Source organism: Christiangramia gaetbulicola, assembly GCF_003054225.1.
In the GTDB taxonomy this organism is placed as follows: Bacteria; Bacteroidota; Bacteroidia; order Flavobacteriales; family Flavobacteriaceae; genus Christiangramia; species Christiangramia gaetbulicola.
In genome coordinates, this window is the sequence record NZ_QBKQ01000003.1 from 130,610 (window position 1) to 145,077 (window position 14,468).

At 40.0% G+C, this 14,468-nt stretch carries 15 protein-coding genes; 11 read left to right on the forward strand and 4 right to left on the reverse strand.

From position 1 onward, the window contains the following. Nucleotides 1-11: 11 nt before the first annotated feature. Complete coding sequence (locus C8P64_RS12065; protein WP_108172342.1) at nt 12-1,043, forward strand: hypothetical protein; 1,032 nt, start codon at nt 12-14, stop codon at nt 1,041-1,043. Between the two features lie 111 nt (nt 1,044-1,154). Further along, nucleotides 1,155-3,113 carry a DNA primase gene (gene dnaG / locus C8P64_RS12070; RefSeq protein WP_108172343.1) on the forward strand — a complete coding sequence of 653 codons (1,959 nt, stop codon included), beginning with the start codon at nt 1,155-1,157 and terminating at the stop codon, nt 3,111-3,113. Here the strand turns inward: dnaG and C8P64_RS12075 are convergent. Both C8P64_RS12075 and nadE read right to left on the reverse strand, forming a co-directional pair. Continuing rightward, complete coding sequence (locus tag C8P64_RS12075) at nt 3,106-3,744, reverse strand: response regulator (RefSeq protein ID WP_108172344.1); 639 nt, start codon at nt 3,742-3,744, stop codon at nt 3,106-3,108. The genes dnaG and C8P64_RS12075 overlap by 8 nt on opposite strands. A gap of 113 nt (nt 3,745-3,857) precedes the next feature. Continuing rightward, nucleotides 3,858-4,649 (reverse strand): NAD(+) synthase, encoded by a 792-nt coding sequence (gene nadE, locus C8P64_RS12080; protein WP_108172951.1) that lies wholly within the window; start codon nt 4,647-4,649, stop codon nt 3,858-3,860. 106 nt (nt 4,650-4,755) lie between these two features. On the opposite strand from nadE, the gene gldB reads away from it, so the two are divergent. From gldB to C8P64_RS12095, 3 genes are read left to right on the forward strand one after another with little or no spacing between them, the layout of a single operon-like run. Next, nucleotides 4,756-5,715 carry a gliding motility lipoprotein GldB gene (gene gldB / locus C8P64_RS12085; protein WP_108172345.1) on the forward strand — a complete coding sequence of 320 codons (960 nt, stop codon included), beginning with the start codon at nt 4,756-4,758 and terminating at the stop codon, nt 5,713-5,715. Continuing rightward, the gene (gene gldC / locus C8P64_RS12090; protein WP_108172346.1) at nt 5,715-6,053 is read left to right on the forward strand and encodes a gliding motility protein GldC; all 339 of its coding nucleotides are present in this window, start codon (nt 5,715-5,717) and stop codon (nt 6,051-6,053) included. The genes gldB and gldC overlap by 1 nt, the downstream gene beginning before the upstream one ends. Continuing rightward, complete coding sequence (locus tag C8P64_RS12095) at nt 6,053-6,421, forward strand: GTPase (protein ID WP_108172347.1); 369 nt, start codon at nt 6,053-6,055, stop codon at nt 6,419-6,421. Before gldC ends, C8P64_RS12095 begins: the two co-directional genes overlap by 1 nt. Here the strand turns inward: C8P64_RS12095 and yihA are convergent. Continuing rightward, nucleotides 6,418-7,023 carry a ribosome biogenesis GTP-binding protein YihA/YsxC gene (gene yihA, locus C8P64_RS12100; protein WP_108172348.1) on the reverse strand — a complete coding sequence of 202 codons (606 nt, stop codon included), beginning with the start codon at nt 7,021-7,023 and terminating at the stop codon, nt 6,418-6,420. The genes C8P64_RS12095 and yihA overlap by 4 nt on opposite strands. Before the next feature lie 10 nt (nt 7,024-7,033). Beyond that, on the reverse strand, nt 7,034-7,798 hold the full coding sequence (locus tag C8P64_RS12105; RefSeq protein ID WP_108172349.1) for an alpha/beta fold hydrolase: 765 nt from the start codon (nt 7,796-7,798) through the stop codon (nt 7,034-7,036). Nucleotides 7,799-8,088: 290 nt separating this feature from the next. Here C8P64_RS12105 and mraZ point away from each other — a divergent pair, with 290 nt between their 5' ends. Genes mraZ through mraY form a run of 6 tightly spaced genes read left to right on the forward strand, consistent with a single transcriptional unit; the run spans nt 8,089 to nt 14,463 of the window. Continuing rightward, a complete protein-coding gene (gene mraZ / locus C8P64_RS12110) occupies nt 8,089-8,559 on the forward strand; it encodes a division/cell wall cluster transcriptional repressor MraZ (protein WP_108172350.1) in 471 nt (156 codons plus the stop codon). Further along, a complete protein-coding gene (gene rsmH, locus C8P64_RS12115) occupies nt 8,546-9,442 on the forward strand; it encodes a 16S rRNA (cytosine(1402)-N(4))-methyltransferase RsmH (RefSeq protein WP_108172952.1) in 897 nt (298 codons plus the stop codon). The genes mraZ and rsmH overlap by 14 nt, the downstream gene beginning before the upstream one ends. Before the next feature lie 6 nt (nt 9,443-9,448). Next, complete coding sequence (locus tag C8P64_RS12120; RefSeq protein WP_108172953.1) at nt 9,449-9,766, forward strand: FtsL-like putative cell division protein; 318 nt, start codon at nt 9,449-9,451, stop codon at nt 9,764-9,766. Between the two features lie 7 nt (nt 9,767-9,773). Next, complete coding sequence (locus C8P64_RS12125) at nt 9,774-11,765, forward strand: penicillin-binding protein (protein ID WP_108172351.1); 1,992 nt, start codon at nt 9,774-9,776, stop codon at nt 11,763-11,765. Then, a complete protein-coding gene (locus C8P64_RS12130) occupies nt 11,765-13,231 on the forward strand; it encodes a UDP-N-acetylmuramoyl-L-alanyl-D-glutamate--2,6-diaminopimelate ligase (RefSeq protein ID WP_108172352.1) in 1,467 nt (488 codons plus the stop codon). The genes C8P64_RS12125 and C8P64_RS12130 overlap by 1 nt, the downstream gene beginning before the upstream one ends. Further along, a complete protein-coding gene (mraY, locus tag C8P64_RS12135) occupies nt 13,231-14,463 on the forward strand; it encodes a phospho-N-acetylmuramoyl-pentapeptide-transferase (RefSeq protein ID WP_108172353.1) in 1,233 nt (410 codons plus the stop codon). Before C8P64_RS12130 ends, mraY begins: the two co-directional genes overlap by 1 nt. The last annotated feature ends 5 nt before the right edge of the window (nt 14,464-14,468 follow it).

Here is a 14,468-nt window from a genome sequence, read left to right on the forward strand (position 1 = left end):
ACAATCGAACTATGAAATCTATCATTATTTATTTTACGCTGGCCTTATTCACTTTTTCAAGTAATTACGCCTATTGCCAGGAAGAACAAAAAAAAAGTAAGGAAGAGATCCTGGAGTCTAAAAGAGAAGAGATCATTAAAGAAGAAAAGGAAAAGCTCAGGATCAAAGTTGAAAAGTTAAATAAACTTCTGGAAGAAGGAGAGGTAACTCCGGGGCAGGCTGAGGCTTTGAAAAAAGAGGCTGCAGAACTTCATGCTAAAAATATTGAAAACCGCATCGCCATCATGGAAAATGAATATGAATTCGATGAGCGTAATGAAAACGAAACCGGTTACATCGCCTTTGGAGATGATGGGAAGGTGGTCACTGTTCGGGTGAATAACGTCCGAAATAAGAAGTATGATAAGAGAACTTCCAGTGACCTGGTGATAGCAGCTGGTTTCAATAATGCTTTGGAAGAAGGACAGTCATTAAATGATTCCGATTTTAAAATTGGCGGAAGCCGTTTTTTCGAGCTGGGCTGGGCCTGGAAAACAAGGGTCTTTAAAAATTCTAACTGGTTGCGTTTAAAATATGGTTTCTCATTTCAATTCGATGGGTTGAAGCCTACAGATAACCGGTATTTTGTTCAGGATGGAGATGAAACATTCTTGACAGATTTTGAATACGACCTGGACAAATCAAAGTTTAGAATGGATAAGCTTGTAGTGCCGCTTCATTTTGAATTTGGACCATCTTCAAAAACCGAATCTGAGAATTACCTGAGATATTCTACGAAAGGAAAATTTAAAGTAGGCCTGGGGGGGTATGCCGGAGTAGTTATTGGTGAGCGGCAGAAACTAAAATATAAAATTGACGGGGACAAACAGAAAGATAAATTAAAAGGGGGGTATAATACCAATGATTTTGTCTACGGTTTAAGCGGATATTTAGGCTGGGGCTGGGCTACCCTGTACGCTAAATACGATCTTAACCCAATTTTCCAGGATCCCAATCCAGAACTGCATAATTTTTCCGTGGGACTTCGTTTTGATGTAGATTAATTAGCCAGTATAAATTTGTAATTTTGCAGGGCTTTAGAAATATGAAATTCATATTTTTAAAGCCTTGTCTTTTTTACTAATTTCAGGAAAACTTTAAGAAATCTATTTCAATTGATCTCGAAAACCACTATTGATAATGTTTTTGAAACCGCCCGCGTAGAGGAGGTTATCGGTGATTTTGTACAGCTGAAAAAATCGGGGAGCAACATGAAAGGTTTAAGTCCTTTTACAGATGAGCGCTCTCCAAGTTTCATGGTTTCTCCCGTGAAGCAGATCTGGAAAGATTTTAGTAGTGGGAAGGGAGGGAATGTTGTGGCTTTCTTGATGGAACATGAACATTTTACGTATCCAGAAGCTATTAAATACCTCGCGAAAAAGTACAATATTGAGGTCGAAGAGACTCAGCAAAGTGATGAGCAGAAAGAACAGGCTAACGAGCGGGAAAGTATGTACCTCGTTTCAGAATATGCCAATGAGTTCTTTCAAAAGCGCATGCATGAGACAGACGAAGGGCAGGCGATTGGTCTCAGTTATTTTAAGGAAAGAGGTTTTACTCCTGAAACCATTAAGAAATTTGACCTTGGATATTCACCAGACGATTGGGAGGTTTTTACCAAAACAGCACTCGATGATGGCTATAAGCTGGAATATCTTGAGAAGACAGGTCTTACCATAGTAAAAGAAAATAAGCGTTTCGATAGGTTCAAGGGGAGGGTAATGTTCCCTATTCATTCCATGTCTGGTCGTGTGCTTGGATTTGGTGGGAGGATACTTTCGAATACCAAAAAAGCCGCTAAATATTTAAATTCACCAGAGAGTGATATCTACCATAAGAGCAAGGTGCTTTATGGAATCTATTATGCCAAACAGGCGATCGCCAAAGAAGATAATTGTTACCTGGTAGAAGGTTATACAGATGTGATCCAGTTCCATCAAAGTGGAATTGAAAATACAGTATCTTCTTCAGGAACAGCGCTTACACCAGAACAGATAAGATTGATTAACCGGCTTACTAAGAATATTACTGTTCTTTTTGATGGTGATGCGGCCGGGACCCGGGCTTCATTACGTGGGATAGATCTTATCCTCGAGCAGGGAATGAATGTAAAGGTTTGCCCTTTCCCGGAGGGAGAAGATCCAGATAGTTTTGCCCGGGCAAATTCTGAAGATGAATTAAGGGAGTTTCTTCAGGAAAATTCATACGACTTTATCACCTATAAGGCTTCCCTGTTAATGGATGAGGCCAAGAATGATCCGGTAAAAAAAGCAGGATTGATCAGGGATATGGTAAACAGTATTTCTAAGATCCCAGATAATATTCAGCGGGAAGTTTACCTGCAGGAATGTTCAAGGATCATGGACATTAATGAAGATGTGCTTTATGCTTCCCTGGCTCAGATAGAAAATAAAGATCCTAAATCTTCGGCTCAGCCCAAAAAGCGGAGCATGGAAGTGGTCAAGGAGAAAGAAACTCAAAAAACTAAGGTTGATCAGCTTTATGAGCTTGAAAGGAAGATCATCAGCTTATTGGTGCTTTATGGGAAACAGGATGGTGAATTCCATGATATTCTTTTAAAGCAAAATGAGCAGGGTGAAATGGTTTATGAATCTGAAGTTCAGGAAGCCAAAGTTTTTGAAAAAATATTCCTTGATCTGCAGGAAGATGAGATCGAGTTTACCAATGAAGATTTTAAAGAGCTTTTCTTTTTGCTGATAGAAAAACTGAACTCTGAAGACGAGTTTGGGGTGGAGATGATCATCAATGAACTAAAAGAATCCCAGGCCGTTAAGCTTACCGATATTCTAATGGAGGAGGAGCAATACGAATTGCACGACTGGGAAAGACATGATATTCCTGTGAAGAAAAAAGAACAGGGAATTTCACAATACGTTACTCAAACTATTCTATCCCTAAGAAGATACCTGGTTGGCAGAAAGATCAATGAGCTGGTTGAGGCAATGAAGGATGCCGATTCTGATGAAGAAAACAGAACCGAAATGATCCAGGAGATCATGAGCTATACCAGTTTAAGTACGATACTTTCAGACAGGCTGGGCAGGGTTATGTAGTATTTAACTGTAAAAGCCTGGACTGAGTGATGAGGTCTGCTACATTATCAACCTTTAACTTTTTAAGTAGCCTGGTCTTATAGGTACTTACCGTTTTCTCATTTATATCCAGAGCCTCTGCGATATCCTTATTCCGCTTACCAGATGAAAGTAAATTCAGCACTTCGGTTTCTCTGGTAGAGAGTTTTTTAAATTTTGTAATCAAACTCTTACCTCTTGAAATTCCTGAGTTTAGCTTTTCAGTGATCTTACGATTTAGATAGATTCCACCACGTGCTACCTGATAAATCGCTTTCTCTAAAGTTTCATTATCTGTATGTTTAGAAATATAACCAGCCGCTCCTGCTTTAATAGCACTTAGGGCATACATTTCTTCTGGGTGAGAACTGAATATGAGTGTCTTTACCTCAGGATATTCCTGCTTAATACGTCTAATAGCGTTGATCCCGTTTATCTGGGGAAGATCTAATTCTAATATCAAAACATCTGGAGCTTCCTTGTCTAACTGACTAAAAAGCTGAGTCCCGCTGCCAACTCTTCCTGTAACCTGAAGCGCCGGATTGTTTTGAAGCACACATTTTACACCCTCTAAAATGATCGGGTGATGATCTGCAATTAATACTCGATACATGATTTTAAATTAAAACAAGTCCGGGGGTAACTCGTTGAGTTTGGTTCTGTTAACCTAAAATAATGCTTTGACTTTTTATAAAGGAAATCTGTCAGATTTATTCGACAAGATGTCTATTTTTTCAGGTGAATGGGGATTTCGCAAACCGGTATCGGATGCATTTTATGCTGGTTGGCTTTATTCAGTCTGCTGTAGATGGAGAAGACTTCTCTCTTTCTGCCTTCAAAATCATCAATGGTTTTGCCATCTTCCTTGCTTTTCATGGCCCATTCTAATTCGTCGTAAGATGCTCCAAGTTGATCTTCATCACTTCTACTGTCACCAAAAAGACCATCTGTAGGAGGAGCCTGCATGATCTCATCTATAATATGCAAATACTCTCCCAGTTCATAAACCTCGCTTTTAACCAGGTCTGCAATTGGGCTTAGATCTACTCCGCCATCACCATATTTTGTGTAAAAGCCTACACCAAAATCTTCTACTTTATTTCCTGTTCCGGCTACAAGATATTTATGCAGGCCGGCGAAATAATATAGAGTGGTCATTCTTAATCTTGCACGGGAATTAGCCAGGCTAAGATCGAGGGTTGTGGTCTCACGATGCTGAGGCATGCCTTTTCTAAACTCTTCAAATACCGGGGTCAGGTTTATTTCAAGGCTGCTCACATTGGCAAAATTATGCTGTAACTCCTCTATGTGTTTCCTGGCTCTGCTTATTTGGTTCTTGTCCTGGTGTATCGGCATTTCCAGGCAAAGCGTAGGCATTCCTGTTTTTGCACATAGGGTAGAGGTTACTGCCGAATCGATTCCGCCGCTAACTCCAATTACAAATCCATTCATATTGGCTTTGGTTGCATAGTCCTTAAGCCAGTTAATAATATGGTCAGCTACTTTTTCGATCCGCATAATATTGGGTGATTTAGTTTGTAAGTAATACCTTTGCCACACAAATCTAATACTTAAAGCCAATTTTTGAAAGGCACAGGCGTTAAAGCCTTCATAATAGAAAGCTATGCTGAAGAAATTAGGGTTTATTATACTACTCATTAGTCTTTTTTCCTGCGACAAAAAATCTGAAACCGAAGCTAAGATCGAAAAGGTGGATGCCAATTTTGAGCTGATTAGATTTGACCAAAAATTCGCCGAAACCAGCGAAGAGAATTTGCCGCAATTAAAAGCTGAATATCCCTTTCTTTTTCCTGAACAATATCCAGATAGTTTGTGGGTGCAGAAATTGAATGATACTATTCAGCAGGAGATCGAAGCAGAGATCAATAAAGTGTTTTCAGAATTCACTAAAGAGAATGATGAGTTGCATAGTCTCTTCCAGCACGTGAAATATTATTTTCCAGATTTCCAGGTGCCAGATGTGATCACGGTAACTTCAGAAGTAGATTATAAGAACAAGACCATTTATACGGGTGAATATCTGTTTGTTGCTTTGGATACCTATCTGGGCCCAGAGCATAAATTCTATATAGGTATTCAGGAATTTCTAAAGAAGAATTTCAGAAAAGAACAGATCGTTTCTGATGCTGCTGCAGAAATTGCTGAAAAATATGTACCCAAGGCCGATTCAAGAACATTTCTGTCTCATATGATCTATTATGGGAAACTATTGTATTTAAAAGACAGGTTCATTCCTTTTAAGTCTGATGCCGAAAAGATCGGGTACAGTGATGATGAACTGGAATGGGTGAAATCTAATGAAGACCAGATCTGGCGATATTTCATAGAAAACGAGCTAATTTTTGATACAGATTCCAAGTTATATACAAGGTTCCTATACCCAGCACCTTTTTCTAAATTCTATTTGCAACTGGATTCAGAATCGCCGGCAAGGGTGGGGCAGTATATTGGCTGGAATATTGTGAGAGCCTATATGGAGAAGAATGATGTTTCCATCAAAACAATGCTGAACACTTCAGCAGAAGAAATTTTTAATAAAGCGAACTATAAACCGAAGAAATAATGTCTCAATTCAAGAAATCTGAAATAAATATAGAGGTAGTTACCGATGAAAATCACGTTCCGGAAAATATTACCTGGAGTGCAGAAGATGGTAATGTTTACAAGGAAGATGCTAAAGCTTTGATGCTTTCAGTTTGGGATTCAAAAGACCAGGAAACTTTAAGGATCGATCTTTGGACCAAAGAGATGCCGGTAGATGAGATGAAGAAGTTCTTCCATCAAACGCTGGTTTCTATGAGCGATACTTATTTTAGAGCTACACAGGACGATAAGATGCGCGATACCATGAAGGATTTCTGCGATTATTTTGCTGAAAAGACCGAAATAAAAAAGAGCTAGTGCAAAAACTGATATTTGTATATAATGCCGATTCTGGCAAGCTCAATGCATTGATGGATTCATTACAAAAAGTAGTGAATCCATCTTCTTATTCCTGTAAACTCTGTGAGCTCACTTATGGTTTGATGGAGGAGAAGAAGGAATGGAAAAGTTTCAGGCAAAGCCTGGATGTTGAAACCGATTTTCTTCATAAAGACGAATTCCTGAAAGCTTATGCCTCCAAATTCGGGCATAAATTTGAATTTCCGGTAGTCCTTGTTCAGACCGATAAAGGCCTGGAAGTGTTTATTTCCAAAAATGAATTTTCAGAGATCGACGATCTCAATGTTTTAATGGAGACGATAAAAGAAAGAATGCAGCTTTACTAGGATTTCCGCAGCTGCTCGTTCACTTCCTCTATATAATCCAGAACATCATCCTGACCTAATTTTGTAGTGGCTGAGGTAATAAAATACTGAGGCATTTCTTCCCAGGTTTCCAGCATTTCATTTTTGTAATTCTCGATGTTCTCTTCTAAAACCTTCGGTTTTAGTTTATCGGCTTTGGTGAATATGATGCAAAACGGTACTGCGTTCTCTCCAAGCCATTGCATGAATTCCATATCTATTGGCTGTGGTTTGTGCCTGGAATCTATCAGGACAAAAGCGCAGATCATCTGCTTTCTTTTCTCGAAATAAGCGGTAATGAATTTCTGAAATACCCTTTTGGTAGATTTTGAGACCTGGGCATATCCATATCCTGGTAGATCTACCAGGTGCCAGTTATCATTGATCAAAAAGTGATTGATCAATTGTGTCTTACCTGGTTTTGCTGAAGTTTTTGCAAGGGATTTTCTTCCCGTGATCATGTTGATGAGGGATGATTTTCCCACATTACTTCGGCCAATAAAGGCGTATTCTGGAAGGCTGCTGTTTGGGCATTGATCAACTTTGGAGTTGCTTACCACAAATTCTGCCGTCTTGATTTTCATAAGAGCTGTTTTAGATCTTTCGTTCTTTCAACCATTCATGAAGCAACTGGTTGAATTCATCTGGATGTTCCATCATCGCAGCATGCCCGCACTTATCTATCCAGTAAAGATCTGAATCTGGTAAAAGGCGCTGAAAATCCTCTGCAACTTCGGGTGGAGTAACCGTGTCGTTCTTTCCCCAGATAATGCAGGTAGGAGTATTCATTTTTGGAAGATCCTTTGCCATATTATGGCGAATCGCACTTTTTGCTATGGCCAGGGTTTTTACCAGTTTATTCCGGTCGCTTACAGTGTTGTATACTTCGTCTACGATCTCCTTGGTGGCAACTTCAGGATCATAAAAAACTGCTTCCGCTTTTTTCTTGATAAAGTCGTAATCGCCGCGCCTTGGGTAACTTTCGCCCATGGCATTTTCATAAAGTCCAGAACTTCCTGTGATCACCAATGCTTCTACAATTTCCGGAAACATTTTTGTTGCCAGTAAAGCGATATGCCCGCCCAAGGAATTCCCTAAAAGAATCACTTTTTCGTAGCCTTTAAAATCAATAAATTCTTTCAGGTATTTAGCGAATGTACCTACGCTTGTCTTTAAAAGCGACATAGAATATAGTGGCAGTTCCGGTATAAGAACTTTGTATTCTTTTTCCGGAAAGTAATTGATTACACCATCAAAATTACTGAGGCCTCCCATAAGTCCGTGAAGGATGACAATTGGTGTTCCTTCGCCTTTCTCAAGATATGTGAATTTTCCCTCTTGCCTTAAGTGATCTTTCATTGATAGCCTTTGCGGTTAGCAATCGCAAATATAGCGATTTCGATACAAGTATAATCATTTTTAAGTAACTGCAAAGGCTTTTATGCGAAGTGGGAAATTTATAAACAGCTGGTTTTATTAATGCTTCTATCCACAAATTCCCACCGTTTTTCAAAATACTGAATCCTAAGCCTATAGCGCTATTTCAAAGGTTTTCAATTACATACAGTGGTAAAACTTATCAACATTGTGGTAAAAAGTGGTAAATTGTGGTAATATTTTCAATATATTTGGCTCTATAATACCTAACCGTGATAAATTTAATTGGGACATACGAATGCAAAGTCGATGCGAAAGGCCGTTTAATGGTGCCTTCAGCGTTGAAGAAGCAATTAGCTCCCATGATGCAGAGCGGTTTTGTTATTAAGCGTGCAGTTTTCCAAAACTGCCTTGAGCTTTACCCTATGGACGAGTGGAATGTTCTAATGAGCAGAATGAACAAACTGAACAGGTTCAAGAAAAAAAATGTCGATTTTATTAGAAGGTTCACTGCCGGAGTTAAGACCGTTGAGGTTGATACTAATGGCAGATTGCTTATTCCAAAAGATCTGGTAGCATTTGCCGGAATCCAGAAAGAGATCGTGCTTTCCTCTGCTATTAATATAGTGGAGATTTGGGATAAAGATAAGTATGAAAATTCCATCGAAAATTCTTCAGATGATGATTTTGCAGATCTGGCTGAAGAAGTGATGGGTAACGATGATTTTGATGGAGTATCATAACCCTGTTCTTTTAAAAGAATCTGTTGACGGTTTAGATATAAAACCTGATGGGGTCTATGTGGATGTAACCTTCGGTGGAGGAGGGCATTCCCGGGAGATCTTAAAAAGGCTGGGGCCTAATGGAAAACTTTATGCTTTCGATCAGGATAAGGATGCTCTGGAGAATAAGATCGATGATGAGCGTTTTACCCTTATCAATGAAAATTTCAGATTTCTGAAACGATTTTTGAGGTTTTACGGGGTAAAGAAAGTTGACGGTATCCTTGGTGATTTTGGAGTTTCCTCGCATCAGTTCAATGAAGCTGAAAGAGGATTTTCTACCAGGTTCGACGCGAAACTGGATATGAGGATGAATCAGGGTGATAAGTTGAGCGCCTACGAGGTGATCAACGAATATGACGAAGAACAATTAAAAAGATTGTTCTACGAATATGCCGATCTAAAGAACGCTCCAAAACTGGCTAGAACGATTGTTTCAGAAAGAAAGAACAACCCGATCGAAACCAGTGAGCAACTAAATGAATTATTGAAGCCTTTATTATTTAAAGGAAAGGAAAATAAGATCCTGGCGCAGATCTATCAGGCAATAAGGATAGAGGTGAACCAGGAGATCGAAGTTCTTAAAGAGTTCTTACTGCAAACAGAAGAGATTATCAAGCCCGATGGAAGGTTGAGTTTGATCTCCTATCACTCCCTGGAAGACAGGTTGGTGAAAAGGTATATAAGGAGTGGTTTGTTTGAAGGGGAGCCGGAAAAGGATATGTATGGAAATATATCTGTTCCGTTCAAAAAAGTAAATGGATTGATCGTTCCTTCCAAGGAAGAGATCAAACAGAATAATCGCGCACGAAGCGCTAAGCTAAGAGTGGCGAGAAAGTTATAAATGTCCATGAAAAGAGGTTTTTATAACATACTGAAAGCGAATTTTCTTATCAGCGAAGATGCTGTAAAGAACTGGAGGTTCATAGTGTTCTGTACCATACTGGCTATTGTGATGATCGCAAGTTCACACAATGCCGAGAAAAAAGTACATCAGATCGCAAAACTGAATAAAGAGGTGCTGGAGTTGAGAAGTGAGTTTTTAGAAAGGCGATCAAAATTGATGAGAGTGAAAATGGAATCTACCATCACCGAAAAAATGGTAGAAAAGGGGATAGGGCCTTCAGAGACCCCACCCAATAAAATAAGAGTGATAATAAAAGACTAACCCAAAAATGGCTACAACCGAAAAAAGCATCCTGAATCGTATGTATTTCGTGGCTGGCTGTCTCTTTATTTTTGCGATAGCAGTAGGGGTTAAATTGCTTAATATTCAGTTTGTTCACGGTGAACATTATAAGGAATTGGCTGAAGAGCGCACTCTAAAGAACTTCAAAATTCCGGCAAACCGCGGGAATCTATACGATGTAAACGGCAATCTTCTGGCGACATCTGTTCCTAAATATGATGTAAGGTTCGATGCAGTAACTGTTTCAGATAAGAACTTCGAAGAAAATATAGGTCCGTTATCAGATAAACTTTCAAAGATGCTGGGGCAACCTGCTTCTTATTATTCTCAGAAATTAAGAGCGGCCAGGGCGAATAAGCAACGATATGTGCTAATTGCCAGAAACCTTGGTTATTCAGATTATATGAAGATGAGAGAGTTTCCAATGTTTAATCTGGGAGCTTATAAAGGAGGTATGATCACCGAGCAAAGTACCGTTCGTGAACATCCGCTTGGGAAAATGGGTGAGAGAACCGTTGGTTATGAAAGAAGGGATGAAAACGGATATTTTACCCGGGTAGGTCTGGAAGGTGCTTTCAGTAATTATTTGAGAGGTACAGACGGCCGCAGGTTAAAACAAAAGATCGCCAAAGGACAGTGGAAGCCAATAAGTGATAATAATGAAATGGAGCCGAGGGATGGTTATGATGTGGTTTCTACCATAGATGTGAACATCCAGGATATCGCCCATCATTCCTTATTAAAACAACTGGAATATTTTGAGGCAGATCATGGAACCGTGGTGGTGATGGAAACCGCTACCGGGGAGATCAAAGCCATGTCTAATCTTGGCAGAACCAAGGATGGTACTTATTTCGAAAAAAGGAATTACGCGGTCTATGAAGCTCATGAGCCGGGTTCAACGTTTAAATTAATGGCTATGGTCGCTGCTTTGGAAGACAAGGTGGTAGATACCAGCAAGGTTATAGATACAGAAAAAGGAGTGGTTAGATTTTACGGAAGGCCGGTGAGAGATTCTCATCATGGTGGCTATGGTAAGATCTCTGCTGCTAAGGCATTTGAAGTTTCTTCGAATACCGCATTTACAAAAATGATCACCGAAGGATACAAGAACAATCCTTCAAAATTTGTTGATCGACTTTATTCAATGGGACTTAACCAGAAAATTGGTCTTGAAATCAAGGGTGAGGGATCCCCCCGAATTCCTCACCCACAAGACAAAAGCTGGAATGGTTTAAGCCTTCCCTGGATGGCCTTTGGTTATGGCGTGGCCATAACACCTCTGCAAACGCTTACTTTTTATAATGCTATCGCCAATGATGGTGAAATGATAAAACCACGATTCATCAAGGAAGTGAAAGATCGTGACAAGCCTATCATTACCATGGAAAAACAGGTGATGAATCCTGCGATATGTTCCGTGGAAACCGCGAAGAAGGTGAGAGCGATGATGAAGAAAACCGTGGAAAGAGGAACGGCTGCTAATATTTATACTGAAAACTTTTCTATGGCTGGTAAAACAGGAACCTGCCAGACCGAATACTGGATAGAGCCGGGAAGATATATCGCATCTTTTGCGGGTTATTTCCCAGCGGAAAATCCGAAATATTCCTGTATAGTGGTAATCCATAAACCGAACCGAAGAAAAGGTTATTACGGGAATATTGTGGCAGCTCCGGTCTTTAAGGATATCGCCAGAAAGATCTATACAGATACTCCGGTGATGGATGAGCTGGAGTCTCTTGAAGTGAACGATGACAAGGTAAAAACAGATTTCGAAAAATACTACACCAAGATACAGGACGAAAAATTATTGATGCCAGACGTGACTGGAATGCCAGCCATGGACGCTATTTCTATCCTTGAAAATCTTGGTCTGGAGGTAAAGTTCAACGGCAGAGGTGTCGTAAAAAGACAGTCTGTATCTGCAGGACAAAAACTTAAGAATAAGCAAACCGTAAAATTGGAATTGAGTTAATGAAAGTATTAAAGGACATACTTTACAGGGTGAATATGAAGGCGGTTGCCGGGGATACCGGTGTGACCATTAACGATATACATTTCGATTCCAGGAAGGTGAAGCTTAATGATGTCTTTGTGGCCATTAGAGGAACTCAGTCTGATGGACATGACTTTATTAAAAATGCTGAAGATCAGGGCGCTCTTGCAGTTGTTTGCGAGGAGATTCCTGAAAATAAAATAAACGGGGTTACCTACATTGAAGTTGAAGATACTAAAAAGGCTCTGGCCTATATATCTGCCAATTACTTCGATGAACCTTCTTCAAAATTGAAACTTGTTGGAGTTACAGGAACCAATGGTAAAACGACCATTGCGACCTTGCTTTACGATCTGTTCTCTAAGGCCGGATTTAAATGCGGTCTTCTTTCTACAGTGAAAGTAATGGTAGGGACTGAAGAGCATTCTGCTATAAGAACTACTCCAGATTCTATAACTATCAATTCCTATTTGAAGGATATGAACGATGTTGGAGTGGAATTCTGCTTTATGGAAGTAAGCTCTCACGGGATAGATCAGCATAGAACTACCGCTCTCAAATTCGCAGGCGGAATATTCACCAATCTTTCTCATGACCATTTGGATTATCACAAGGACTTCGCGGAATATCGCGATGTAAAAAAGCGCTTTTTCGATGAGCTGCCTGCTTCTGCCTTTGCGCTTACCAATGCCGATGACAAGAATGGGCCGGTGATGCTTCAGAATACAAAAGCAAAAAAATATACCTACGCGCTGAAATCTTACGCAGATTACCAAGCGCAGATACTCGAAAATAATTTCACAGGATTACTTCTGAAAATAAAAGGTCAGGAGCTGTGGACCAAACTGATTGGAAGTTTCAATGCCTACAATGTATTGGCAATTTATGCCACGGCAGATCTTTTAGGATTGAAAACCATGGAGATCCTGCGCATTATTAGTGAACTGAATTCTGTTAGTGGGAGGTTTCAATATGTGATCTCTGAAAATGATAAGATCACTGCTATCGTGGATTACGCGCATACTCCAGATGCATTGAAAAATGTATTGGAAACTATAAACAGCATCCGTACTAAGAACGAAGAGTTGATTACGGTGGTAGGTTGCGGTGGTGACAGGGATACTACCAAAAGACCGATCATGGGGAATATCGCCTCTGCATTAAGCAGTAAGGTGATCTTTACCAGCGATAATCCCAGGACCGAAGATCCTGAAAAGATCATTGCAGATGTTGAAGCAGGAGTAGAACCGCAGAACTTTAAAAAAACAATGAGTGTTACCAACAGGAAGCAGGCTATTAAAACAGCTTGCCAAATGGCGGGACCTAATGATATTATTCTAATTGCCGGTAAAGGTCATGAGACTTACCAGGAGGTAAACGGAGAGCGATTCGATTTTGATGATCTCAAGATCGTGAACGAATTTTTAAAACAACTGGATAAATAATGCTGTATTACTTATTTAAATTTCTGGAAGAACAGTATCAGTTGCCGGGAGCGCAGTTGTTTGAATTCCTGTCGTTCAGGTCTGCCATGGCGATCATTTTATCGCTGGGTATTTCCACGATCTACGGTAAGAGGATCATCAATTATTTAAGAGCAAAACAAATTGGCGAAAGCGTTCGTGACCTGGGATTAAAAGGTCAGTCTGAAAAGGCTGGAACTCCAACCATGGGTGGTATTATTATCATCGTGGCGACACTTATTCCTGTGTTGCTCTTCGCTAAACTTGAAAATATTTATGTCATCCTTTTGATCGTAACTACTATCTGGATGGGAGTCATCGGGTTCTTGGATGATTATATCAAGACCTTCAAAAAGGATAAGGAAGGATTAAAAGGGAAATTCAAGGTGATAGGTCAGATTGGTCTTGGATTGATCGTTGGATGTACCATGTATTTTCACCCTCAGATCACCACCAAGGAGGTAGTGACCGAAACCAATCCTACAGAAGATGTTATTGCTCGTGCTGAGGTGGTAGATATGGGCCCGGAAGTAAAGGATACCAGTACTACTATCCCTTTTGTAAAAAATAATGAATTTGAATATTCGAGCCTGATCAGCTGGATCGACCCGTCATTAGTTAATTACGCCTGGCTTATTTTTATTCCTATCGTGATCTTTATCGTGACGGCTGTTTCTAATGGTGCCAATCTAACCGATGGTATCGATGGTCTTGCCGCGGGTTCTTCAGCAATAATCGTATTGACATTAGGCATATTTGCCTGGGTATCTGGTAACATCATTTTCTCAGATTACCTGAATATCATGTATATCCCGCGTTCTGGAGAGATGACCATTTTCATTACAGCTTTTGCGGGTGCCCTGGTTGGATTTTTATGGTATAACACTTTTCCTGCCCAGGTTTTTATGGGTGACACCGGGAGTTTGACCATAGGAGGAATTATTGCGGTTCTGGCGATCGCTACAAGAAAAGAATTATTGATCCCGCTTTTATGCGGAATCTTTTTAATAGAAAACCTTTCGGTAGTAATGCAGGTGGGTTGGTTCAAGTTTACCAAACGAAAATACGGCGAGGGCAGGAGGATTTTCCTGATGTCACCATTGCATCACCACTACCAGAAGAAAGGAAAACATGAGAGTAAGATCGTAGTGAGGTTCTGGATCGTTGGGATTTTCCTGGCTATTCTAACCATAGTTACGTTGAAGGTTCGATAAGCAGG

Coding starts and splice junctions, on each gene's coding strand:
- C8P64_RS12065 (WP_108172342.1), top strand. CDS start 12: ATGAAATCTATCATTATTTATTTTACGCTGGCCTTATTCACTTTTTCA.
- C8P64_RS12075 (WP_108172344.1), bottom strand. CDS start 3,744: ATGTATCGAGTATTAATTGCAGATCATCACCCGATCATTTTAGAGGGT.
- nadE (WP_108172951.1), bottom strand. CDS start 4,649: ATGCGGATCGAAAAAGTAGCTGACCATATTATTAACTGGCTTAAGGAC.
- gldB (WP_108172345.1), top strand. CDS start 4,756: ATGCTGAAGAAATTAGGGTTTATTATACTACTCATTAGTCTTTTTTCC.
- gldC (WP_108172346.1), top strand. CDS start 5,715: ATGTCTCAATTCAAGAAATCTGAAATAAATATAGAGGTAGTTACCGAT.
- yihA (WP_108172348.1), bottom strand. CDS start 7,023: ATGAAAATCAAGACGGCAGAATTTGTGGTAAGCAACTCCAAAGTTGAT.
- C8P64_RS12105 (WP_108172349.1), bottom strand. CDS start 7,798: ATGAAAGATCACTTAAGGCAAGAGGGAAAATTCACATATCTTGAGAAA.
- rsmH (WP_108172952.1), top strand. CDS start 8,546: ATGGAGTATCATAACCCTGTTCTTTTAAAAGAATCTGTTGACGGTTTA.
- C8P64_RS12120 (WP_108172953.1), top strand. CDS start 9,449: ATGAAAAGAGGTTTTTATAACATACTGAAAGCGAATTTTCTTATCAGC.
- C8P64_RS12125 (WP_108172351.1), top strand. CDS start 9,774: ATGGCTACAACCGAAAAAAGCATCCTGAATCGTATGTATTTCGTGGCT.
- C8P64_RS12130 (WP_108172352.1), top strand. CDS start 11,765: ATGAAAGTATTAAAGGACATACTTTACAGGGTGAATATGAAGGCGGTT.
- mraY (WP_108172353.1), top strand. CDS start 13,231: ATGCTGTATTACTTATTTAAATTTCTGGAAGAACAGTATCAGTTGCCG.